This window comes from Chloroflexota bacterium (genome assembly GCA_016219275.1).
Taxonomy (GTDB): domain Bacteria; phylum Chloroflexota; class Anaerolineae; order UBA4142; family UBA4142; genus JACRBM01.
Window position 1 is genome coordinate 49,559 of the sequence record JACRBM010000028.1, and the last position, 21,308, is coordinate 70,866.

The window sequence follows — 21,308 nt, forward strand, 5'->3', positions numbered from 1 at the left end:
AAAGGGCGTTAAGGATGGTTGATTAGAAGACAAGGAGAAGGTAAATGTTGTGTAAAGTTTTGCTAACACAAAGGCGGTTTGTGGAATTCTTGCGTGGACGCGTGCAGAGTGTTGGTGCGGGGCAAACGAAATAATCGCGCAAAGGCAAAGACCTTTTGGAGGCGGATGAACGCGGATAAACGCAGACGTTTCGCGAAAATAATCCGCGTTCATCCGCGTTCATCCGCGTCCAAATTTACCCTGATTGGCTTGTCCGAGTTAGAGATGTTCAATCGCGTAAAGCAACGTGCGGTTTATTTCCCGATCTCTTGTTGCCACAGCGATTCGAGGATGTGATCAATGCCGTCCTTCAAATGTCGCCGATAGGTGCTGAACGGCAGGTCGAGCATTTCCGCGGCTTGCTCTTGCGTTGGCGCGGGTTTCAAGTACGTATGATATACCGCGCGATACATCTTGGCGAAACGCGGAGCGGACTGGAGTGACTCGGCGGATTCTTTGAGCAACGCTTGCAACGCGGCGATGCGCGCGGCATTCGGCGCGTCCAGCGCGGCGCGCTGAACCACGAGACGCGATTGCAAGAGTGGATTGGTTCGCAAAAGATCGGCGTGCGCGTACTCGCGCAACGCGTCGCGCACTGCCGCCGCGAATTCTTCCTGGCTCAACACGAGCAACGGCTGGGTCGGCAATGTCGCGGTCGGTGCGCCGCTCCCGACCTCGCGTTCTGCCATCAGCGCGAGCCAGGTCATCGGCGGACGCGCGCGCCAATCGTGACCAAAGACACCAAAGTGTTTTCCGCCAATCGTAAAATCCGCTTCCGGTAAACGCGCGATATCGCCGTACGCAAAACCGGCAGACCAGGTGTCGGGTTGCGCGCAAGGAATGAACGTGAACGCGAGCGCGGGCATCGTGAGATAGTGTCGCACGATGATGATGAAGATCAAACTTTGAATCGGCGAGAAGGATTGATACGTATCGCGCGCCATCCAGAACCGGAACAGCGTGGCGATTTCGCCAGCGCGCAACGGCGCGTTCTTGCGGAGGTACTCGTGTGCAGCGCGCGTAGCCGGATCGGCTTTGAGGTCATCCGGCGTCGCTCGGTCGAGCGACACGAGCGCGAGAAAACCGGTAGGCGGCTTGTTCGGCTCGCGAAAGACGACGATGCCTTGCGGTTGACGCGCAAGCCAATGCGCCGCGATGCGCGCGGACGCAACGCCTTCGTGCTGCGTCACCATCGCGAGAATGGTGTCGCGGTCAGTCGGTTGCATCGCGTCCGCCAACGCGCTCGCGCTTTCCTGCCATTGAAAGAGCGACCGCACGACCGGGTTATCGCGATGCAAAAAGATGTAATCGGCGAGCACGCGCGGTTGATCGCCGCCGCTTGCCTGCGCGAGTTGGCGCATGTAATAATTGCGCGCGCGTTTGTGCAGTTCGCGGTACCAGTCTGGGTTGCGCCAACGAATGTCCGCCGACATCGCCTCGCGCGCAAGATCATGTGGGAATAATCCTTGGGGTCCGGCTTGAACGAACGACAGACCGCGCAACCAATCGAATAGTTCGCGCGCGTCCGGCATCGCGAGCAATTCGGAGAGGAGCGATTCCGTCGTGAGTCGCACGAGCACGCACGCCTCGAGCGCGGCGCGGTGCGCGGGTCCCGGCACTTTTTGCGCGAATTGTTCGAGCAGAGTCTTGATGACATCGGGCGCGCGTTCCGGTTGAAATTCCAAGCCAGGTCGCTGCGCGAACACGTCCGCCACGAGCGACAAGGCGAGCGGATGCCCGTGCGTAAAATCGAGCACCGCGTTGTGCTGATGCGCCGGCACTTGGCGGCGTTCGAGCAACACGCGGCTTTCATCGGGGCTGAGATTGCGGAGCGCGATGACGCGCAACAGACTCGACCAACCTTCGTCGGCGCGCCACGGCGGCGTGGGCGCGTCGCGTCCGGCAAGGACGAGCAAAACCTGATCGGAGACCTGGGGTAGAAATACTTCACGCAGCCACGCATCGAGCGGTGCGAGCGTTTCGTACGTGTCTACCAAAATCACGCGGCGGGATGATTGCGCGAGCGTTTGGAGCGGGGTGTCTATTCCCAGCGCAGCGAGAAACGATTCCGGCGCGGGATCGAAATGGCGCGCGTCCACGTAATGCGCGGAGATATGAGCTTGTTCGGCGAGATGCGTAAATTCGCGGAGTAGCGTGGTTTTACCGACGCCACCCGGACCGCAGACGTAAAGAATTTGAAAGGGCAACTCGGACGCGGCAAGCGCGTTAACGAACAGCGCGCGCTCAACATCGCGCCCGACAAAACGCTGGCGTCGCGCCTGCGTGACGCGATCCGTAACTCGCGAGGACATGGTTCAACAACTCCGCGCTTAGCAGTCGTCAGAATTCCCAATTCCGAATTCCGAATTCTGACAACCGCCATTCGATTCACGAGCCGCTGTACTCGATCTGTGAAATTTGATTGAGTTTTTCCCAGCGATGCGTAGCAAGGATGCGGCGCACGGTGCCCGAGCGCGACCGCACGCCGAGCGATTCGGTCGTCGCACCGCCGCTGACATAGTGCACGCCGCGTACCAGTTCGCCGTCGGTGATCCCGGTCACGGAAAAGTACACGTTATCGCTGCGCACGAGGTCGTCATTCAGCAATGGAGTTTCGAGCGAGTAATGCATCTGCTTGGCGTAATCGCGTTCGGCATCATCGCGCGCCCACAAGCGGCATTGAATCTCGCCGCCGAGACATTTCATCGCGCACGCGCTAATCACCGCTTCGGGTGAGCCGCCGATGCCGAACAACACATCCACGCCCGTCCCTTCGAGTGCGGTCGAGAGCGCCGCGGCAACATCGCCATCGGTGATGAGTTTGAGCCGCGCGCCGAACGCGCGCGCTTCATCCACGTACTTTTGATTGCGTGGGCGGTCGAGCACGACGACGGTGAGATCGCTGACGAGTTTGCTTTTCGCGCGCGCGATTGCTTCGAGGTTGTGTTTGACCGGCGCGTTAATGTCCACCTTGCCGCGCGCCGCCGCGCCGACCGCGAGCTTGTCCATGTACACCAGGTGTCCCGGCGCAAACATCGTGCCGCGTTCCGCAATGGCGACGACGGACAAGGCGTTCGGCAAACCAAGCGAAAGCAAACGTGTGCCATCAATCGGATCCACGGCGATGTCAACCGCCGGCACCGGCACGGCGGCTTCGCGCGTGGTCACTGCCGCGCCGACGCGTTCGCCATTGTACAGCATCGGCGCGTGATCCTTTTCGCCTTCGCCAATCACGACCACACCGTCAATCTCAACGGTGTCGAGCATCAAGCGCATCGCGTCCACGGCGGCTTGGTCGGCGCTATTCTTGTTGCCGCGTCCCATCCATCGCGCGGCGGCAAGCGCCGCGGCTTCGGTCGTGCGTACAAGTTCAAGCGCCAGATTGCGTTCGGGAATTGCCATAGATCATTCTCTCCTTTGAGTATGTTGGCGCTATTCTACTCGGAACGCGATAAGTTGACAAGAGTGGTACTTGCCTTGTGACATTTGTCATTGCATCTTCTCTGGTCTCATGCGATAATTTTCGCAATGTCGTTTGAGGTCGAGTCAGAATGGAATCTCGAAAAAATAATGTGCGCGTGAATTTCCCGCGGGAGCATGGCGCGTGGGCGATGTTTCTGGTGCCGTTGTGCGTTGGCATCGCGGCGGGCAAAACGATAAACGTCGCGACAATCTTGTTCGCGCTCACCGCGTTCGGCTTTTTTCTTCTGCGTTATCCGCTCATGCTCACGTTTCGTTCGCGTGATGCGAGTGTGCGGCGCGCGGCGATTCGTTGGAGCATCATCTACGCCGCGATCACCGGCATCGGCGGTGTTGCATTGTTCGTGATGACGCAACTCTGGTTGTTGCTTCCGTTCGCCGCGCTCGGCGCGCTTACGCTCGCGATATACCTGTGGCTGGCGTCGCGCCGCGCAGAGATGAGTCTCGCCGGCGAGTGGCTTGGCATCGCGGGTCTGGCGCTCGGCGCGCCGGGCGCGTATCTCGTCGCGACGCGCGCGCTGGACGAGACCGCGCTCGCGTTGTACATTCTGAACGCGCTCTACTTTGGCGGCACGATTTTCTACGTCAAGTTCAAAGTGCGCGAACAACCGCGCGCCGTCGCGCCGAACGCGCCTTGGCGCGTGCGGTTGTGGGCGGGACGCCAAACGATTTTGTACCACGCGCTCGCGTTTGCGCTCATCGGCGCGTGTACAGTAGTCGGATGGGTGCCCGCGCTTGCGCTCGCCGCGTTTGCGCCGGCGATGTGTAAAATGCTGGGCGGCGTGCTGAATCGCCCTGCGCGCATCAATCTCAAACATCTGGGATTCATCGAACTGGGTTTGAGTGGCGCATTCGCGTTGATCGTACTGGTCGCGTACTGGTAGGACCTGCCCAATGAAAACGCTAGTCAGAATCCAGGTTTCTCTAAGAAACCTGGATTCTTTTTTGGGGGACGCGGATTTTTCATATCCGCAAGTCCACGCGCGAAGCGTCCGCATCCTAATTCGCCCCGATTTTTTTGACACGCGTATACTTGTGTGTTATCATCGCACTGTCCTCACGCGGAAAGGAGTCTCGCCATGTTCAAACGAATTTTGGTCGCGCTGGATGGTTCGGCGCACTCCTACAAGGCGTTGGTTGTCGCACAAGACCTGGCGCGCCAATCCGTCGCGCAACTCGTCGTCGTTCACGCGTTCGGTCCAGTCCCGCATCAATTGGGTGCGCCGGAATTGGATCGGTTCGAGTCGCACGCGATTGCCGCCGGCGAAGCGGTCATCGCCGAAGCCAAGGCGAAACTTGCCGATACGAAACTCGATGTGGTGACGGAATTACTCGAAGGTCGCGCGGCAGACGCGATTTTGAATGTCGCGCAAGTGCGACAATGCGAGTTGATCGTCGTCGGCTCGCGCGGGCTGGGTTCGTTCGAAGGTTTGTTGCTGGGCAGTGTGAGCGACCGGGTGATGCACCACGCGCGTGCGCCGGTGCTTGTCGTCAAATAAATTCGCGCTGAAGCGAACCGTCGGAGTAGACCCTCTTTTGCGTTCACGCGCAAGAGAGGCGTTTTTCTATTTTAAGGAACGCATCAGCCCGCCCATCCTTGCGAAGGTCATCAGCAAGGTTGGGCAGTCACGAGGTAACCCAAATGAAACTGGGAGTGGCGTTAGGCGGTGGTGGCGCGAAAGGACTGGCGCATCTGGGCGCGTTGCGCGTCGTCGAATCCACCGGCGCGCGCATCGAGTACGTCGCCGGGACGAGTGCAGGCGCGATTGTCGGTGCGCTCTATGCCGCCGGCAAATCGCTCGACGAGATCGAAGCGATCATGCGCCGGTGGACGTTGTTGCAGTTGCTCGCGTTCGATCGTACCGGGATGGGCTTGTTCAGCACCGACGGGTTGCGCCACGCGCTCGAAATCGAACTGGGTCGCACGACGCGCATCGAAGAGTTCCAGCGCAAGTTCGCGTGCGTCGCGGTGGATCTGGAAGCCCAAGCAGAAGTCGTGTTCGACGCGGGCATGGCGATTGACGCGGTGTGCGCGAGCGCGGCGTTTCCCGGTTTTTTCGCGCCGGTGAAAATCGGCGAGCGCACGTTCATTGACGGCGGCGCGCTCAACCCGGTGCCGTGCGACGTCGCGCGTCGCCTCGGCGCGGAGCGCGTCATCGCGATTGACCTCTCGGCGGACGTGCCGGTGTTTACGACGGCGGGCGCGCGTCCGCTGAATCGCGATGCGCTCGTGACCGCGATTGTGTCGTCGGCGGAGAATCGCAAGATCGTTCGCGTCACCGCGCGCGCGATTGGCGTGATGAGCAAATTGATTCGTGAGACGCGGCTCGCGCAAGCGCCGCCCGATATCATCATCCACCCGAATGTCCAGCACGTCGGCTTGATGGATTTCGATATGGCGGACGATTGTTTTGCCGCGGGCGAGGCATCCGCGCGCGAACAACTCGCGCAGATTCAAAGGTTGATGACGCCGCCGACGCGTTGGCAAACGATCAAACAGCAATGGCGCGTGCGACTCGTACGCGCGAGCAAGCGGAGATTTCAACGTGACTGAAACGATCACCATGCAAACACAGCAGCGCGAAAAAGGAATGGCGGCAATGACCTCGGTCATTGCCGCGATTTTCCTGACCTCGATGAAACTCGTCATCGGCTTGATGACCGGCAGTCTTGGCATTCTCGCCGAAGCCGCGCACTCGGCGCTCGACCTTGCCGCCGCGCTCATTACGTTTTTCGCGGTGCGCGTCAGTGACCGCCCGGCGGATGAAGCTCACCCCTACGGTCACGGCAAGGTCGAGAACTTGAGCGCGCTCGCGGAAACTTTTCTCTTGTTCATCACGTGCATCTGGATCATTTACGAAGGCATCCAGCGGATCTTTTTCGAGAACGTCGCGGTGGATCCCAGCGTCTGGGCTTTTGTAACGATGGGCGTTTCGATTGTCATTGATTATTCGCGCTCGCGCGTGTTGTATCGCGCCGCGAAAAAATATCAGAGCCAGGCGCTCGAAGCGGACGCGTTGCACTTTAGCACAGACATCTGGAGTTCGTCCGTCGTCATCGTCGGTTTGGCGTTGGTCAAACTAGGCGAACTGATCGGGCGCGGCGACCTCTTGGCGCGCGCAGACGCGGTTGCCGCGCTCGTCGTCGCGGCGATTGTGATTTACGTGAGCATCGCACTGGGCAAGCGCGCGGTGGATGCGTTGATTGATCGCGCACCGCACGGTCTGGCGCAAAAAATCGTGGATGCGGTCGCGCGCGTGGAAGGCGTTTATCATGTTCTCCAAACGCGCGTGCGCGGATCCGGCAATCACATTTTTGTGGATTTGCGCGTGGCGGTACCGCGTTACCTGTCCTTCGAGGAAAGTCACACGGTCACACGCGCAGTGCAAGACGCGGTCCGCGCGGTCGAAGCCAAAGCCGATGTCGTCGTGCATACCGTGCCGGTCGCCGAACACGAAGGCGTCATCGAACGGGTCCAGACGGTCGCCGCGCGCGGACATTTCGCGGTGCATAACATCACGACGCATCTCACGTCGCGCGGAATGTGGATAGACCTCGATCTCGAAGTGGTACCGAACGCGACGTTCGAGCAGGCGCACGCGCGCGCGACCGAACTCGAAACCCAGTTGCGCGCGGAATTCGCGGATGTTCAACGCGCCTATGCGATTGGCGATATCAACGTCCATATCGAGCCGCGCGCTGAAGTGCTCCGCATGGGCAAGGAACTGAATGCGCGCCAATCCGCGCGCTATCTCGAACAGATCCAAACATTGTGGCGTGAGATTCCGCACGCGCGCGGATGCCAGGACATCCAGGTGCAACGCGTGGACGGTCATGTTTATCTCGCGTTACATTTGTTGATTGACGCCCACTTGACGATTGCCGAGGTGCATGCGGTTGCCGAAGAGATGGAGAATCGTCTGCGCCGCGAATTTCCGGAACTGGGACGCGTTGTGGTTCACACCGAGCCGTTTCTGGACAAACTGTAGCGCAAATTTCCAGTTTACAAAATTGGCAAATTGGAAATTAGCCCCACGCAAGGAGTGTGTGTGAAATCCTGGAGCATGATCGCTGTCGCGTTGATCGCGTTCGTACTGTTCGCGTGCGGTCCCCTCAACCTCGCGTCCGCGCCGACGCCGGAACCGACGGCAACCGCGCGCGCGCCGACCCAGGTCGCACCGACCGCGACGCGCGCGCCGACGCCAGTCGGCAGTGTGCCCGCGTGGTGGGTCAGCGATGTCGCGATGCCGACGAATATAGAATTTACCGGCATCGTGCGCGGCAATGCGACGTGGAGCACCACCGATCTGAACGCGGACAAGCTGCGGGATGATTTCGTGCGCCGCGCGCATACCGCCGGCTACGCGACGACGGTCATTACGAAATCGCAAGGCGCGATCTATGACATTCTGATCGTCAAGGAATCCAACGCGTTCGCGCTGAACATCCTCGTGGGCAGTGACAAGACGATTTTGACCGGCAGTCGCGTCGGCGTGTTCCATCTCAAAGCGACTGGCGCGGCGAACCTCGAAGTGGATTTGCCGATGCGTACTCGCGTGGACATTGCGCCGGGGAGCGAGATTTCGATTGGTACTTCGATTCCGAATTCGCAATGCCGCGAGTGCGAGTATTTCATCAACATTCACATTGCGCCGTTCAAAGGCGCGGGCACGTACGATGGCAAGCCGGGGATTTCGATCATTGACTTGCAAGTGATTCCGGGCGTGCGCTTCGATCAAGAGGATTATCGCTGGGCGCAGAGTTGCGTCGTCGTCGTGCGCGATGCGTTGGGAGGAACGTTCGACTGTCGCGGATTGCAAAACGTGTACGATCAAACCAAGCTGATTGACGTGAGCGGCAGTTGGCAACAACCGGCTCAGTAATTTTCGATTTCTGATTTCTGATTTTGAAATCAGAAATCAGAAATCATAAATTCTTTTCCGGGGAATCGAGAATGATCGTTACCGGTCCGTCGTTGAGAATCGTAACGAGCATGCGCGCTTGGAATTGACCGGTCTCGACCGGGATGCCTTGCTCGCGCAAGAGCGCGACGAAACGCGCGATGAGCGGCTCGGCGATCTCGGGTCGCGCGGCGTCAACGAAATCGGGGCGACGCCCGCGCCGCGCGTCCGCGTAGAGTGTGAACTGGGACACGACGAGCGCGCTCGCGCCTACATCGCGTATCGAGAGATTGAACTTGCCGTCGGCGTCTTCAAAGATGCGGAGCGTCGCGATTTTTTGCGCGAGCCACTGCGCGTCGCGCTCGGCATCGTCGTGCGTCACGCCGACGAGCACGACCAAGCCCGCGCCAATCGCGCCGATCACCTGGTCGTCCACATGCACACTGGCTTGTCGCACACGTTGTATCACTGCGCGCATTGCGCCCCCTTGCTTAAAACAAAAATGTTTGTTATGATGCCGCCGCAGTTCAATTGGAGTAACGAATGATCAAATTGTTGATGACATGGGATATTCGCAACGGTAAGGAGTCCGAGTACTTTGAGTTTGTCGCGCAAGAGTTTGCGCCGCGCATGGTCCGCTTGGGCTTGCAACCGACCGAAGCGTGGTACACGATCTACGGCAACGCGCCGCAAATTCTGACGGGCGCGGTTACGGAAGATCGCGCGGCGCTCGACAATATTCTCGCCAGCGAGGAATGGAAATCGCTCATCGAGCGCTTGTCCACGTTTGTGCTCAATCTCAATTTCAAGATTGTGCCGGCGGTGAGCAATTTTCAGTTGTGATAATATCGGCAGAACAGAAACGAATCGGGGACAGTCCGCCATGCGAACTGTCCCCGATTCATTTGGACCGCGCGAGCCGCGCGATTAGGTTTTGGTTTCGGTTTTCGATTCCGTCGTGGCGGCGCTGGGTTTAGCTTCGGGTGTCGTGGTTGCCGGCTTAGACTCGGGCGTCTCTTTTTTGGCGCTGTCGCCGGTTACCGTGCTCGACGTGGACTTGCGACTATCGGTGATGTACCAACCTGAACCCTTGAAGATGATCCCGGCTGGATGGAAAACTTTGTGAACGACGCCAGAACAATCCGGACATTGCCGAATCGGTTCGGCTTGCACGGACTGGATTTTTTCGAAATGAACTCCGCAACTCTCACACTCGTACTCATATAACGGCATAATTCGCTACCTCCGCGTGGTACAGGGAAACGGCGCGGATTATACTCCTACTTTTGGCGACGGTCAAACGCGTAGCGACTGTTCGGTGTGTAGCGCAAATAGCCGCGCACTTCCGATGCGATTTGGGTGATCTGGAGTGGATGCATCAGCGCGCGGTTCTCATTCGAGACAATCGCAATTGCGACACCCATCAAGGGCGCGCGGTAGGGATTGCCGCGGCGATCCACGCGATCAACGAACCCTTGGGTGCGCGCCTCCGCGTTGTAATATTCGGCAATGGACGCGTCGAAACGCGCGATGATCGCTTGCGCTAGTCGCTCGGCGCGTTCGGGCGCCGTGATGACGCCGAATTCATCCCAGCCCAAATGCGCGACGAAATTCTCCGCGGGCAGAGTCGTGTCCAGACACTCTTGAATCACTCGACCGAGCATGGTGATGACCGCATCGCCCTTTTCGTAACCGTACTCCTCGATGTAGGTCCTAAAACCGATCATATCAATTTTCAAAAATGCTAATGGTTTAGTTCCGGCAAGTCGAGCACGCAGTTCACGTTCGAGCGGCGACTCTGCCACGCTGTGTGTTTGACCTAACATAGGTCCCTCCCTGCGGTTAGCGCCCGCGACGGTCAAAAGCGAAATGACTGCCGGGATGTGATTTGACGACGCGTTTGACTTCAGCGGCAAGCGCGGCAACCTGGGCGGGGTGCTCAAGTCGGCGCTGTTCGTTCGTGATAATCGCGATCGCAACACTCGTGATTGGAAAGCGCGTGGGCAATCCCACGCGGTCTTTGGATTCGATGTACCCGCGTTTGCGGGTTTCGGCATCGTAATGCTCCGGCATCGCGCTGTCGAACAAGGTGATGATTTGTTGCGCGATGTGGCTCGCGCGCGCCGGCGTTGTTATAGTCACAAAGTCATCGCCCCCCACGTGCCCGACGAAATCGTCCGCGCTGCCCTGCGAGGCGACGGCATTCTGAATGACTTTGGCAAGTAATTTGATCACCGCATCGCCTTTGAGCCACCCGTACTCGTCGTTGAACGGTTTGAAATGATTGAGGTCAATGTAAAGTATCGCAAATGGCGTATGGCTGGCGAGACGCGCCGCCAGCGTTTGCTCGATGACTGGGTTGCCGGGCAGAAAGGTGAGCGGACTCGCGCTGAGGTCGCGCGCGCTGCGCCGTAAATGCGCCTGCACACGCGACTTGAGTTCGTCGAGGTTGAACGGCTTGGTCAGGTAATCGTCCGCGCCCGCGTTCAAGCCGCGAATCTTGGCGTCCACTTGATCGAGTGCGGTCAGCATAATCACCGGCGTGTTGGTCGTTCCCGAAAGCCCGCGCAAACGGCGGCACACTTCGTACCCGTCCATACCGGGTAACATGACGTCGAGCAAAATCAAATCCGGCGTATGGTTTTGCGCGAGCGCAAGCCCCTCCAACCCGGAGGATGCTTGCATCACCAGATAGTCCGTTTCGAGGAAATGACTGATCACGTGACGGATCAAGCGATCATCGTCAACCACCAAAATTTTTTGTTTCAAGTCCGCCATAGGTACCGGCTTCAAACGCACGAACTAGGTTCGCCCATTCGAACAACGTCAACGTTTCGGCGCGCCGCATCGGTTCGATGTGCGCCTGTGCGAGCGCGGCAAGCACATCGCTCGACGGCAAGCCCAGTCCGTTCATCAAGGCATTTCGTAATTGTTTGCGCCGCGTGCCGAATCCCGCGCGCACGATTTGGAAAAATCGCCTGACATCGGACGCGTGCGCGGGCGGCGCGGTGAACACATCCAAGCGCACTACCGCCGAGTCCACCTTGGGGCGCGGGTAAAACGCGCCAGCGGGAATCACACGCATCACCTGGACTTGCGCGAAGAACTGGACGCTGACTGCCAGCAGATTCATGTCTGGCGGATGCGCGATTAGGCGTTGCGCTACTTCGCGTTGCACCATCACGACCATGACGCGCGGTTTGTGCGCGGCTTGCAAGACGTGGCGCAAGATCGCCGAGGTGATATAGTACGGCAAGTTCGCCACGATTTTGAAAGAGCCAATCTCGCCGAGCGCGCGTGACACCCACGCGTGCGGTTCGGCTTGCAACACATCGCCGAAAACAATCTTGACGTTCGGCGTGTCGGCGAATTCGGTTTCGAGTCGCGCCGTCAATCCTGGGTCTACCTCGACCGCGACCACGTTCCGCGCGCGGCGCGCCAGGACGCGCGTGAGATGCCCCATGCCGGGTCCGATCTCGAGCACGACATCCGTATCGGTCAGTTCCGCCGCGTCGGCGATGCTTTCCAGAATCCGCGGATCGGTGAGAAAATTCTGTCCCCACTTTTTGCGCGGCGCGAGTCCGTGCGCGTCCAGTTCAGCGCGAACACTCATGCACATCACCGCGATGGAGTCGTGCGTTCGCGCGGCGTATCGGGAATGACCCAGCGAATCTGATCGTGCGGCGGAGGCGGATCGAGTAGATACACGTCCACCCAAGTGTACCACAAAACCAGGTTCGCTTCATCGTAACCCAAATCCACGCGGCGACCGGTGATGCGTCCGCCAGTGTCGCCGGCGACGGCAAGCCCATAGCCCGGCACGTACACGCGCGAACGCAAGTTGATGACACGCGGATCCACCGCGACGATCCCGACGCCGGCGCGCATACCCGTTGCCGTCACGCCAAACTCCGGATGCGTGCGCGCCTTGCCGGAGGTCGCGGCGGTGTACGACGTAGCCAGCACGCGCACCTTGCGCCAATATGTTATCGTCTGTCCATTCGGCAGCGTCAATTCGCGACGAACGATCTTGGTGCCGTACGCGTTGATGTGCGTGATCGGCGCGGCGTCAATCCATTCGCGGTCTACCGAGCGGCGCGTTTCGCGACCGTTTTCGTACGTGATGCGAATCGTGCGTTTTTTCGTGCCTTGCGCGCCGGCTTGCGTGACCTGGTGCGTATCCACTTCGAGCGTCGGGTCCGCCTGCCACACCGTTTCGTACGGAATCGCTTCGGACTCGGTGGCGAATTCTTCGCGCACGCGCATCACGTGGACCGACATGCCCTCGCGCACGGCTTCGGTGGCGGAGGGAATCGCGTAATCTTTGCTGATGAGTTGAATCCCTTCGTCGCCGAGCATATCGGCGACGGTCCGACCCAGGGTGCGCGTGTGAATCGTTTTGCCGTCCACCTGAATCGTCGCCGTGCGCGCGCGACGAATAAAGACTTGACGGTCCGGCGAAACGGGCGTGCCGAGCGCGGGAGACACGGCATCGCCGAGATACACGACGAGACCTGCTTGGAGCAATGCTTCTCCCAGGGTCGGCGCGGTCGTGTAGAGCGTGCTGACCGCGCCATTGTCGTTCACTTGGAGCGGCACGGCGCGGCGAATGGAAATCGGCAGCAAGATGGTAGGCGCGGGATTCAATCGCGCCGTCGCCGCGACTTCGTAACCGTCGGCGATGATGCGATCCCCAGGTTTGATAAGGATGCCGGCATCGCGCAACGCGTCGCCAATCGTCGCGCTTAAAGTGCGATGCGAAATGATCTCGCCATCCACGGAAATTTCGAGCGGTTGCGCGAGGCGTACTGCAATCGGTTGGTTATCGGGAATGCGCGCGTCTGCCGCGGGAAAAACAATATCTTCGGGGAGGAGGTCGAGCGTCGCATCGTTCAGAACGCCGGCGACGCGCGATTGATTCGTGAGGATGGTGTGCGATTGTTGATTGACCAGCACGGTGACCGGCTTGAGGGTACTGAAATAGCCGATGCTCATTCCAGCCAAGCCAAGCAGCGTGAGCGCGAGGACAATGATCTGCGCGTCAACGCGAAAACGACGACGCGGCTTTTGCCACACGTCGTCGTCCCAGTCTTCGACGCTCCAACGATCAGACGACAAGGAGATGACTCCACGGGTGCGAACCACGCGCCACCAGCATCGGTTTGCACGAAAAGTTGGTCGTGCGCCTAATGTCGAAACGCGCGCCCCGGCTTGATCGCAACAGCCAACTCCAGCTAGGTATCCCGACGGCACCCAAAAGTGACGACTTACCGTTGCTGTCTTCCGACCCTGGCGGGATTTGCCGGCTTTTGCCGCGTCGGACCCAACCTTCAACGCCACTTGTTGCGTTCAGTCCCGAAATGTGCGCCCCTCGAAAAGGCATTCAACCCCGCTGTAGCGGATTGCGGGTCAGCCGTCTTACGACGGAGTCAGGGCACCGCTAGCTCCCCATCTAGCACGACCGCGCGTAGTGTATGCGAGAAAGAACAAAATGTCAAAACGCAGTCGCCAGTCCGCAGTAGACAGTCGTCAGTAAGCGATTACTGATGACTGTCTACTGCGGACTGGCGACTGACATTAGCGGAGAGGGCGGGATTCGAACCCGCGAGGCTCATCACCTACACGCTTTCCAAGCGTGCGCACTAGGCCAAACTATGCGACCTCTCCAAGTTAGTGCAATAGTGCAATAGTTGATAAGTGCGATAGCTGAAAATCAACTAACGCACTATTGCACTATTCAACTATTGCACTAGGTTCAGCGGAGAGGGAGGGATTTGAACCCCCGGTAGCCTTGCGACCACACGCGATTTCGAGTCGCGCGCACTAGACCGGACTATGCGACCTCTCCAAGTTCTGGAAATTGGAAATTAGATGTTGGAAATTGGACGTTAGAAAAGTTATCTAACCTCTATCTTCCAACTTCCAACTTTTAATTTCTAACTTACAGCACGATTGGCATTATAACACAGGGTTACGAAACTCGCAAAACGAAATGCACGGCAACAAAAAAACAGTCGCCAGCATCTGCGTGCTAACGACTGCTTGTCGGAAAGTGCTACCTAAATGAATGGATTAGGACACTTTCGTTACGTTCGCGGCTTGCGGTCCCTTGGGGCTGTCTTCGACTTCGAATTCGACCTTGTCGCCTTCGTTGAGACTGCGATAGCCCTCCATCTGGACGGCGGAAAAGTGGACAAACACGTCCTTGACGTTCTCGCCGCGCGCGATAAAGCCAAAACCTTTGGCGGCGTTGAACCACTTGACCGTGCCTTGAATACGATCTGCCATTTTCGTTGCCACCTCCCTTCGGGTGAAAAATTTGGGGTAGGAGATAAATGCTTCGAGTAAATAAAATCGCCAAGGCGGCGGAAGTTCCTGCCTTGGCGAGCACGTACTCGAACCAAACGCGCGACTGCCGTTCCCTACGGTCAGAATTATTACACAAAGGTTTTTGAGTGTCAATACTTTTTTAGCCAAAATGACCACACCAATAGTTTTATTTTTTTTACTTTTGCCGCCGCACGATTCAAGTGCGAGTGTCAGACGCGGCGCTCCAAAATGAAACGAGTGCGATGGAATTCCATCGCACTCGTAAGCGCCAAGATTTATCGCTCGGCGCAGTTCAACCGTCCGAAATATCCGAGTTTACGGATATTCGTTAGTCCTTTTTCTCCATAGATTCACTCGCGTATCCGATGAACGGTTTGAGCAAACCGGTAAACTCGGCGGGGAAAATGAACTTGGTCGCGGGACTCGCGCCCAATGCCTTGAGCGTGTCGAGGTATTGCAAACTCATCGTTTTAGCGTCAATGGTCTTGGCGGCGGAGAACACGCGTTCGAGCGCCTCGGCGTACCCTTCGGCGGCGAGGATGCGTGATTGCTTCTCGCCTTCCGCGCGCAAGATCGCCGATGCCTTGTCGCCTTCCGCGACGGTGACGGTCGCTTGCTTCTTGCCTTCCGCTTCGGTGACGACCGCGCGGCGCGTACGTTCCGCCGACATCTGACGCGTCATCGCCTCTTGAATTTCGCGCGGCGGCACGATCTCACGAATTTCGACCGCGGTCACTTTGATGCCCCAGCGTTCCGTCACTTCGTCCAGTTTCGTCCGCAGTACGGTGTTGATGTGCTCCCGTTGCGCCAACACATCGTCCAGCACGATGTCGCCGATCACCGCGCGCAACGTCGTCGTCGCGATGCCTTGCGACGCCAGCGCAAAGTTCTGGACTTGAATCACGCTGTCAATCGGATTGACGACCTTGTAATAGATCAAAAAGTCAACCGAGATCGAGGCGTTGTCCTTGGTGATGGTCGTTTGATGCGGCACATCGTACACCTGCTCGCGCAAGTCCACCCAGCTCGCCGTTTCGATGAACGGCACGAGCATCACCAAGCCCGGTCCGCGTTGTCCAACGCACTTGCCCAAGCGAAACACAACCAAGCGTTGATACTCGCGCACAATCTTGAGCGCCATCGAGAACAGCATCAACGCGAACAAGACGAAAAAGAACCCGATACATGCAACGACTACTAAAGTGTCCACGCGCGTACCTCCCCCTTGAGATTTCCGATCCTTGATTTTGGATTGCCGGTTTTATTTCTTGACTACTTTGAGTCGCAAGCCATCCACGCTCACGACTTGGACCTTCTGTCCTTTTTCGATCCGATCATTCTGCGAGGTTGCCGTCCAAAGTTCACTTTTCAATTGCACGGTACCTTCGGGCGCGAGCGCCGTTGTCGCGATGCCTTCCGCTCCGACGAGGGTGTGCGCGCCCATCAACACTGGCGCGCGATGCCCGCGCACTGCCGCGCCGAGTACGAACACAAAAAACAGCGCCATCATGCCCGCCATCCCGAACACGACCCAGGGTGATACCGACACGTTCGTAACCACATCAGGAGATGGCGGCGTGAACGGCACAAACAATAACAGTGCGCCGAGAATGAACATGGCGATGCCGCCGACGGTCAACACAAAGCCGGTTACTTTAATGTCGAGAATAAAGAAAGCGACCGCCAGAATGATCAAGATCACGCCGCCCCAATTGACCGGCAGTTGACCGAGCGCGACGAACGCGAGAACCAAACAGATGCCGCCGACAACCGCCGGAATCGTTGCGCCGGGATTGTAGAGTTCGACCGCGATTGCGAGCAAACCAATATTGAGCAGGATCAGTGCGATGTTCGGGTCTACCATTGTGTGGAAGAATAATTCGGCAAAGTTCATATCCACGCGGTTGATGCCGCCGCGTTGCGTATGCAACGTGATTTGACCGGCGGTTGTCTTGACGTTTTTGCCATCCACTTTGGCGAGCAAATCATTCAAATCCGTTGCGATGAGGTCAATCACTTTTTGATCGAGCGCCTGTTGCGCGGTCGCCGAAATACTATTCTTGACCGCGTTCGCCGCCCATTCTTCATTGCGTCCGCGTTCGCGCGCGATCGTTTGGATGAGCGAGACCGAAATGTTCGTGACCTTGTCGCGCATATCGCCTTCGATGTTCTGCCCGTTTGAATCAACCGGATGCGCCGCGCCAATCGTCGTGCCCGGCGCCATCGCCGCGATATTGCCGGCGAGTGTGATAAAGGTGCCGGCTGACCCAGCCCACGCGCCCTGCGGCGACACGTACACAATCGTCGGCACGCGTGCGTTCAATAATCGCATCACAATGTTCTGCGTCGCGCCGAGCGACCCGCCCGGCGTGTTGAGCAGAATCACAACCGTCTCTGCACCATTTTGTTCCGCCACGCTGATCCCGCGACTGATGTACCCTTCGTTCCATGTGTCAATCACGCCGGTGACTGTAAGCACAACGACCGATCCGGCACCCTGCGCCCGCGCGGTGAGGGGGAGACTCTGGACAGTCAGAATCAATACAATAGCCAAAGCACGCCATATCTTTTTCATTTGCGTCACACTTTCTCGCGTTACTGTACTCTCTGCCAATCGAGCAACACATGACAACCCGGCGCGTTACCGCCGGGATACGACACGAGCGCGACCAAGGCAATCGGCGTCTTGCCGTCTGTCGCGAACACGGCGACATTCAACATCCCAGCATCTTTGCCCAGGACGAATTGGTACTGTCCGTTGCCGTTCGTTCGCGTCGTCGTCACCGCGAACCCTTCGCCGTAATAGCCGATCAACGTATTCGCCAGCGGTCTGCCTTGCAAATCGCGCACGACGCCGGCGATGTCGCCCGCGCCCGTCGTGCAGGGTTTGTCCGTCGCGATGGACAACTTGAACGCAAAGTTTTCCGTCGGCACGATCAGTGTCGCCGTTACGCTCGTGGTCGTCGTTACCGTGCCGGTCACTAAGGTCGTTGCAGTCGGTGTCGGCGGCGACGCGATGATTTGTTTGCATTGGTTCATCGAGTTCATCCGCTTTTGCGCGACCTGGGCATCCTGGGTCAACACGAGCGCGCTGTCGTACTCGCGTGCGGCGAGGCATGGACTCGTGCGCGCGGCAATGTCGCCGTACTGCACATACGCGTCGAACAATTGCTTTTTGGTGTCGTGATAGTTTGGATCGCGCGAGTAGATCGCGGCGAATTTTTGAATCGCGGTTTGCCAGTTATAGCCGACCGCCTGTTTGCCTTCGAGATACAACGCGGCGAGGTCACGTTGCTTGACGACCTCTGGATCGCCGTTGCCAAGCGCGAGCGCGGACTCGAAACGCTCGCGCGCGATTTCAATGTTGCCGTACTTGACCGCGTCCTTGCCGCCCTCGACGTACGCGTGATACGTCAGCGTTTTGACTTCGGCGGCGCGATAGTCCGTCTTGAGCGTGCGGAGTTGTTCCAGACGCGTAATCGCATCGCTCCAATTTTTCTGCGCGATCAACTTGGTCGCTTCGTCGAACAACGTCGCCGCGATTTGGTTCTCCTGCTTGGTGGAACTCGCGCTCGGTCCGCCGGACTGGGCTTGCAGTTCGCGCAGTTTTTGCCGCGCCGGTTCGAACGTCTCGTCGTACTTGAGCGCGATTTCAAATTCGGCGTACGCGGTTTCCGGATAATTTTCCGCGAGCAATCCCAGCCCGCGATTGAAATGTTCGATCGCGGCTTCGTGGCTCTTGTCGCGCAATTCCTGATGTCCGACGATGTAACCGAGCGCGGTGGGCACGATCAGCGCGCTGACGATGCACACGACTAGTGCGATCACCAACAAAACATTGATCCATTGCCGCAGACTGGAGGTTGCCGCTATCGCCGCGTCATCTTGCCATTCTTCAGTTTCCGAATCGAACGAATAAACTGGCTCACTCATTTTCGATTTGATTATAGCCCGGAATTGGTCAGTTGTCTAATGAAAGATCGCACGGCTTTTCAAAAGTCGCTTGACTCACTTGCCAACCTAACCCCCAACCCCCTTCCCTATAAGGGAAGGGGGCTGGGGGATGGGTCTGCAAATGACTTTTGAAAAACCGTGTGAAAGATCGTGCGCCCCCTTGACACTCCTCCGCACCCGGTTTACAATCGGCTTGCTGATTTTCAAAACCTTGCTCCCAGGAGGTGCGCGATGCCCTCAGTTCCAACTCACATTTTTGGCATCCACGACGCCGGCGCGGAATCACTTTTTGTCAACGCGAACAAGCGTGCGTGGATCGTCGTTTCGGTCCAAGTCAATCCCCCCGATTCGGATGGCAATTTTTCCGCGTTCGCCAACGCGGGTCACGCCGTCATCGTGCGACTCAACAATGGCTACAACTCGGCTGGCACGATTCCCAACTCGGCGCAGTACGACGCGTTCGCGCAACAATGCGCCGCGTTCGTCGCGCAATCGCAAGGCGCGCACATTTGGCTCATCGGCAACGAAACGAATCTCGCGCTGGAGCGTCCCGGCAACAACAATGGTCAAGGCGGCGAGGTCATCACGCCGGACAAGTACGCGCAGTGTTTCGCCAAGGTACGCGCCGCGATCAAAAAAATCGCCGCGCACAAAGACGACTGGGTTGTCCCTTCTGCTCCCGCTCCCTGGAACAATCAAACTGCCTACCTGGGTAATCTCACCGGCGATTGGGTCAAGTACTATCAAGACATTTTGAGCAAGTGCATTCAACTCGGTCAGCCGCCGGATGCGCTCGCGTTGCACGCCTACACACATGGTTTCGATCCGGCGCTCATTATGAGCGAAGAAAAAATGGGCATTCCCTTCGGCAGCCGCCGGTATCAATTCCGCGCCTATCGTGATTTTCTTGGCGTCGTGCCTGCATCGCTCAAAAGTGCGCCGGTGTTGATCACCGAAACTCAAGCCGCGGATCCGGATTGGTGGAGGAATCAAAACATCGGTTGGGTGCAAGCCGCGTTCAAAGAAATCAACGATTGGAACGCCGTGCAAACGAATCAGCCGATTCAAGCATTGTGTCTGTTTCGTTGGCTGACCGGCGAACCCAAGTGGAGCATTTCGGACAAGAGCGCGTTGCAGGACGATTTCAGAGCCGCGTTGCAAAATGATTATCGTGTGCGCTTGCCGGCTCCGCTCGCCGATCCGGTCGCCACCGCGGTTGCCACCGAAGCGAAAAAATACACCTGGATGCCGATCAACACCGATGCGGCGCTCTACAAATTCGCGCAAGCCAACAACCTGGGTTACCCGCAAACGGATGAATTCACGTTTACGTTCGACAACGCCGAGTACCTGGGTCAAGTGTTTAACCTGGGTATCGTCTTTGTGAAAAAAGGCGACTGGGGCAATGTGCAGTGGGTGAAAAAAGCGTGAATCCAGTCTTCAGTGTTCAGTTTTCAGTAATGGCGTCCGCATACTGAATACTAAATACTGAACACTGAACACTGGTCTGGGAGTCCAACATGCCATCCAAACTTACGTTTCACATCACGGTCTTTGACACCAAGGTTTTCGATTTGCTCGAGCAAATGCAACCGAGCGTCATCAAGGTGTTCGACTTTGCGAGCGACACGAACATTGACGAACTTCGCCGGCGTTGCCCCAATGCGTTGATGGTTTATCGCAAGTACACCGATCTCTCGTTCAAGAATTCGGTTGACGCGTTTGTCGCGGAACTGGGCGATACGCTCAACAAACTCAAAGGGCGTGGAATTATTTGGGAAGGCATCAACGAGCCGATTTTGCAGAACGCGGGCGACGCGCAAACGCTGAACACCTGGTACGAAAAGTTTGCCGATGCGATGCACGCGCGCAACGAAAAAGTTGCCGCGTTCTCGTTTTCGACCGGCAATCCGAACCTGGATTGGGTCCCGCTGCTCGCGTCCTCCGCCGCGAAATGTGATTACCTCGCGTTGCACGAGTACCATCACCCGACGTTCGGCGGCGGCGATCTCGCGCGCTATCGCCAGTTCCGCGCAAAACTACCTGCCGCATCGCAAAAACCGATGCTGATTACGGAATGCGGCTTGGACGACGGCAGCAACAACGGTTGGCAAAAGCATATTACCGCAGACGCGTACATGCAACTATTGATGAACTATGACAAAGAGTTGCTCAAGGACGCGTATCTAATCGGCGCGACGATTTTTCAGTACGGCGCAAGCGCGCCATTCCAGACCTTCGACGTAACGCCAATTGGTAAACGCATCGCCGATTATGTTACGAGTCAAGGTGGTGGCGGCGGTGGCGGCGGCGGTGGTGGCGGCGGCGGCGGCGGCTCACCCACACTTGAGCAGACCGTAGTTGCCGAAGCGAAAAAATACAAATGGATGCCGATCAACGATGGCGCGGCGCTCTACAAATTCGCGCAAGCCAACAACCTGGGTTATCCGCAGACGGATGAATTTGAATTCACATTCAACAACGCGGGGTACATCGCGCAAGTGTACAACGGCGGCATCGTCTACGTGAAGAAGGGTGATTGGGGCAACGTCAAGTGGACGAAGAAGACGTAGGGCAGTCGGCAGTCTGATTTCAGGGAGAGAT

General features: G+C 57.9%; 20 protein-coding genes, 2 tRNA genes and 1 other RNA gene. 8 read left to right on the forward strand and 15 right to left on the reverse strand.

Annotated elements, in window-relative coordinates; translation table 11 throughout:
• Window positions 1-293 precede the first annotated feature (293 nt).
• Window positions 294-2,351: an AAA family ATPase gene (locus HY868_05810; protein ID MBI5301634.1), complete on the reverse strand. Its 2,058-nt coding sequence runs from the start codon at window positions 2,349-2,351 to the stop codon at window positions 294-296.
• Window positions 2,352-2,427: 76 nt separating this feature from the next.
• Window positions 2,428-3,441 (reverse strand): class II fructose-bisphosphatase, encoded by a 1,014-nt coding sequence (gene glpX / locus HY868_05815; protein MBI5301635.1) that lies wholly within the window; start codon window positions 3,439-3,441, stop codon window positions 2,428-2,430.
• 149 nt (window positions 3,442-3,590) lie between these two features.
• On the opposite strand from glpX, the gene HY868_05820 reads away from it, so the two are divergent.
• From HY868_05820 to HY868_05840, 5 genes are all read left to right on the forward strand, one after another.
• Complete coding sequence (locus HY868_05820; protein ID MBI5301636.1) at window positions 3,591-4,403, forward strand: YwiC-like family protein; 813 nt, start codon at window positions 3,591-3,593, stop codon at window positions 4,401-4,403.
• Window positions 4,404-4,598: 195 nt separating this feature from the next.
• Window positions 4,599-5,018 carry a universal stress protein gene (locus tag HY868_05825; GenBank protein MBI5301637.1) on the forward strand — a complete coding sequence of 140 codons (420 nt, stop codon included), beginning with the start codon at window positions 4,599-4,601 and terminating at the stop codon, window positions 5,016-5,018.
• A gap of 143 nt (window positions 5,019-5,161) precedes the next feature.
• Window positions 5,162-6,073 carry a patatin-like phospholipase family protein gene (locus tag HY868_05830; GenBank protein MBI5301638.1) on the forward strand — a complete coding sequence of 304 codons (912 nt, stop codon included), beginning with the start codon at window positions 5,162-5,164 and terminating at the stop codon, window positions 6,071-6,073.
• A complete protein-coding gene (locus HY868_05835) occupies window positions 6,066-7,508 on the forward strand; it encodes a cation diffusion facilitator family transporter (protein ID MBI5301639.1) in 1,443 nt (480 codons plus the stop codon). The genes HY868_05830 and HY868_05835 overlap by 8 nt, the downstream gene beginning before the upstream one ends.
• A 60-nt stretch (window positions 7,509-7,568) precedes the next feature.
• Window positions 7,569-8,402 (forward strand): hypothetical protein, encoded by an 834-nt coding sequence (locus tag HY868_05840; GenBank protein MBI5301640.1) that lies wholly within the window; start codon window positions 7,569-7,571, stop codon window positions 8,400-8,402.
• Window positions 8,403-8,445: 43 nt separating this feature from the next.
• Here HY868_05840 and HY868_05845 read toward each other — a convergent pair whose 3' ends face one another.
• A complete protein-coding gene (locus HY868_05845; protein ID MBI5301641.1) occupies window positions 8,446-8,898 on the reverse strand; it encodes a D-tyrosyl-tRNA(Tyr) deacylase in 453 nt (150 codons plus the stop codon).
• A gap of 65 nt (window positions 8,899-8,963) precedes the next feature.
• Between HY868_05845 and HY868_05850 the strand changes: the two genes are divergently transcribed.
• Window positions 8,964-9,263 carry a hypothetical protein gene (locus HY868_05850; GenBank protein MBI5301642.1) on the forward strand — a complete coding sequence of 100 codons (300 nt, stop codon included), beginning with the start codon at window positions 8,964-8,966 and terminating at the stop codon, window positions 9,261-9,263.
• 84 nt (window positions 9,264-9,347) lie between these two features.
• Here HY868_05850 and HY868_05855 read toward each other — a convergent pair whose 3' ends face one another.
• From HY868_05855 to HY868_05910, 12 genes are all read right to left on the reverse strand, one after another.
• Window positions 9,348-9,653 carry a zinc ribbon domain-containing protein gene (locus HY868_05855; GenBank protein ID MBI5301643.1) on the reverse strand — a complete coding sequence of 102 codons (306 nt, stop codon included), beginning with the start codon at window positions 9,651-9,653 and terminating at the stop codon, window positions 9,348-9,350.
• Between the two features lie 47 nt (window positions 9,654-9,700).
• Window positions 9,701-10,246, reverse strand: a complete 546-nt coding sequence (locus HY868_05860; protein MBI5301644.1) for a diguanylate cyclase — start codon at window positions 10,244-10,246, stop codon at window positions 9,701-9,703.
• Window positions 10,247-10,262: 16 nt separating this feature from the next.
• Window positions 10,263-11,198 (reverse strand): response regulator, encoded by a 936-nt coding sequence (locus HY868_05865; GenBank protein ID MBI5301645.1) that lies wholly within the window; start codon window positions 11,196-11,198, stop codon window positions 10,263-10,265.
• Window positions 11,164-12,033 carry a ribosomal RNA small subunit methyltransferase A gene (gene rsmA / locus HY868_05870; protein MBI5301646.1) on the reverse strand — a complete coding sequence of 290 codons (870 nt, stop codon included), beginning with the start codon at window positions 12,031-12,033 and terminating at the stop codon, window positions 11,164-11,166. The genes HY868_05865 and rsmA overlap by 35 nt, the downstream gene beginning before the upstream one ends.
• 5 nt (window positions 12,034-12,038) lie before the next feature.
• Window positions 12,039-13,538: a DUF348 domain-containing protein gene (locus HY868_05875; protein MBI5301647.1), complete on the reverse strand. Its 1,500-nt coding sequence runs from the start codon at window positions 13,536-13,538 to the stop codon at window positions 12,039-12,041.
• 60 nt (window positions 13,539-13,598) lie between these two features.
• Window positions 13,599-13,881: signal recognition particle sRNA large type (gene ffs / locus HY868_05880), an RNA gene on the reverse strand.
• Between the two features lie 120 nt (window positions 13,882-14,001).
• Window positions 14,002-14,087: transfer RNA gene (locus HY868_05885), tRNA-Ser, on the reverse strand.
• Window positions 14,088-14,179: 92 nt separating this feature from the next.
• Window positions 14,180-14,268 (reverse strand) — tRNA-Ser (locus HY868_05890).
• Window positions 14,269-14,492: 224 nt separating this feature from the next.
• Window positions 14,493-14,708 carry a cold shock domain-containing protein gene (locus HY868_05895; protein MBI5301648.1) on the reverse strand — a complete coding sequence of 72 codons (216 nt, stop codon included), beginning with the start codon at window positions 14,706-14,708 and terminating at the stop codon, window positions 14,493-14,495.
• Window positions 14,709-15,078: 370 nt separating this feature from the next.
• Window positions 15,079-15,903, reverse strand: coding sequence for an SPFH/Band 7/PHB domain protein (locus HY868_05900; GenBank protein ID MBI5301649.1), 825 nt, complete (start codon window positions 15,901-15,903; stop codon window positions 15,079-15,081).
• Between the two features lie 108 nt (window positions 15,904-16,011).
• Window positions 16,012-17,229 (reverse strand): nodulation protein NfeD, encoded by a 1,218-nt coding sequence (locus tag HY868_05905; GenBank protein ID MBI5301650.1) that lies wholly within the window; start codon window positions 17,227-17,229, stop codon window positions 16,012-16,014.
• A 116-nt stretch (window positions 17,230-17,345) separates the two neighbouring features.
• Window positions 17,346-18,683, reverse strand: coding sequence for a hypothetical protein (locus HY868_05910; GenBank protein MBI5301651.1), 1,338 nt, complete (start codon window positions 18,681-18,683; stop codon window positions 17,346-17,348).
• A 252-nt stretch (window positions 18,684-18,935) separates the two neighbouring features.
• Here HY868_05910 and HY868_05915 point away from each other — a divergent pair, with 252 nt between their 5' ends.
• Window positions 18,936-20,135, forward strand: coding sequence for a hypothetical protein (locus tag HY868_05915; GenBank protein MBI5301652.1), 1,200 nt, complete (start codon window positions 18,936-18,938; stop codon window positions 20,133-20,135).
• Window positions 20,136-20,224: 89 nt separating this feature from the next.
• Complete coding sequence (locus HY868_05920) at window positions 20,225-21,277, forward strand: hypothetical protein (protein MBI5301653.1); 1,053 nt, start codon at window positions 20,225-20,227, stop codon at window positions 21,275-21,277.
• Window positions 21,278-21,308: the final 31 nt, after the last annotated feature.

Excerpts from the sequence above, each read along its gene's own strand:
- HY868_05865 (MBI5301645.1), bottom strand. The coding sequence starts at position 11,198 with ATGGCGGACTTGAAACAAAAAATTTTGGTGGTTGACGATGATCGCTTG.
- HY868_05860 (MBI5301644.1), bottom strand. The coding sequence starts at position 10,246 with ATGTTAGGTCAAACACACAGCGTGGCAGAGTCGCCGCTCGAACGTGAA.
- HY868_05810 (MBI5301634.1), bottom strand. The coding sequence starts at position 2,351 with ATGTCCTCGCGAGTTACGGATCGCGTCACGCAGGCGCGACGCCAGCGT.
- HY868_05855 (MBI5301643.1), bottom strand. The coding sequence starts at position 9,653 with ATGCCGTTATATGAGTACGAGTGTGAGAGTTGCGGAGTTCATTTCGAA.
- HY868_05820 (MBI5301636.1), top strand. The coding sequence starts at position 3,591 with ATGGAATCTCGAAAAAATAATGTGCGCGTGAATTTCCCGCGGGAGCAT.
- HY868_05830 (MBI5301638.1), top strand. The coding sequence starts at position 5,162 with ATGAAACTGGGAGTGGCGTTAGGCGGTGGTGGCGCGAAAGGACTGGCG.
- HY868_05850 (MBI5301642.1), top strand. The coding sequence starts at position 8,964 with ATGATCAAATTGTTGATGACATGGGATATTCGCAACGGTAAGGAGTCC.
- HY868_05845 (MBI5301641.1), bottom strand. The coding sequence starts at position 8,898 with ATGCGCGCAGTGATACAACGTGTGCGACAAGCCAGTGTGCATGTGGAC.
- HY868_05825 (MBI5301637.1), top strand. The coding sequence starts at position 4,599 with ATGTTCAAACGAATTTTGGTCGCGCTGGATGGTTCGGCGCACTCCTAC.
- glpX (MBI5301635.1), bottom strand. The coding sequence starts at position 3,441 with ATGGCAATTCCCGAACGCAATCTGGCGCTTGAACTTGTACGCACGACC.
- HY868_05895 (MBI5301648.1), bottom strand. The coding sequence starts at position 14,708 with ATGGCAGATCGTATTCAAGGCACGGTCAAGTGGTTCAACGCCGCCAAA.
- HY868_05915 (MBI5301652.1), top strand. The coding sequence starts at position 18,936 with ATGCCCTCAGTTCCAACTCACATTTTTGGCATCCACGACGCCGGCGCG.
- rsmA (MBI5301646.1), bottom strand. The coding sequence starts at position 12,033 with ATGAGTGTTCGCGCTGAACTGGACGCGCACGGACTCGCGCCGCGCAAA.
- HY868_05920 (MBI5301653.1), top strand. The coding sequence starts at position 20,225 with ATGCCATCCAAACTTACGTTTCACATCACGGTCTTTGACACCAAGGTT.
- HY868_05910 (MBI5301651.1), bottom strand. The coding sequence starts at position 18,683 with ATGAGTGAGCCAGTTTATTCGTTCGATTCGGAAACTGAAGAATGGCAA.
- HY868_05900 (MBI5301649.1), bottom strand. The coding sequence starts at position 15,903 with ATGCTGTTCTCGATGGCGCTCAAGATTGTGCGCGAGTATCAACGCTTG.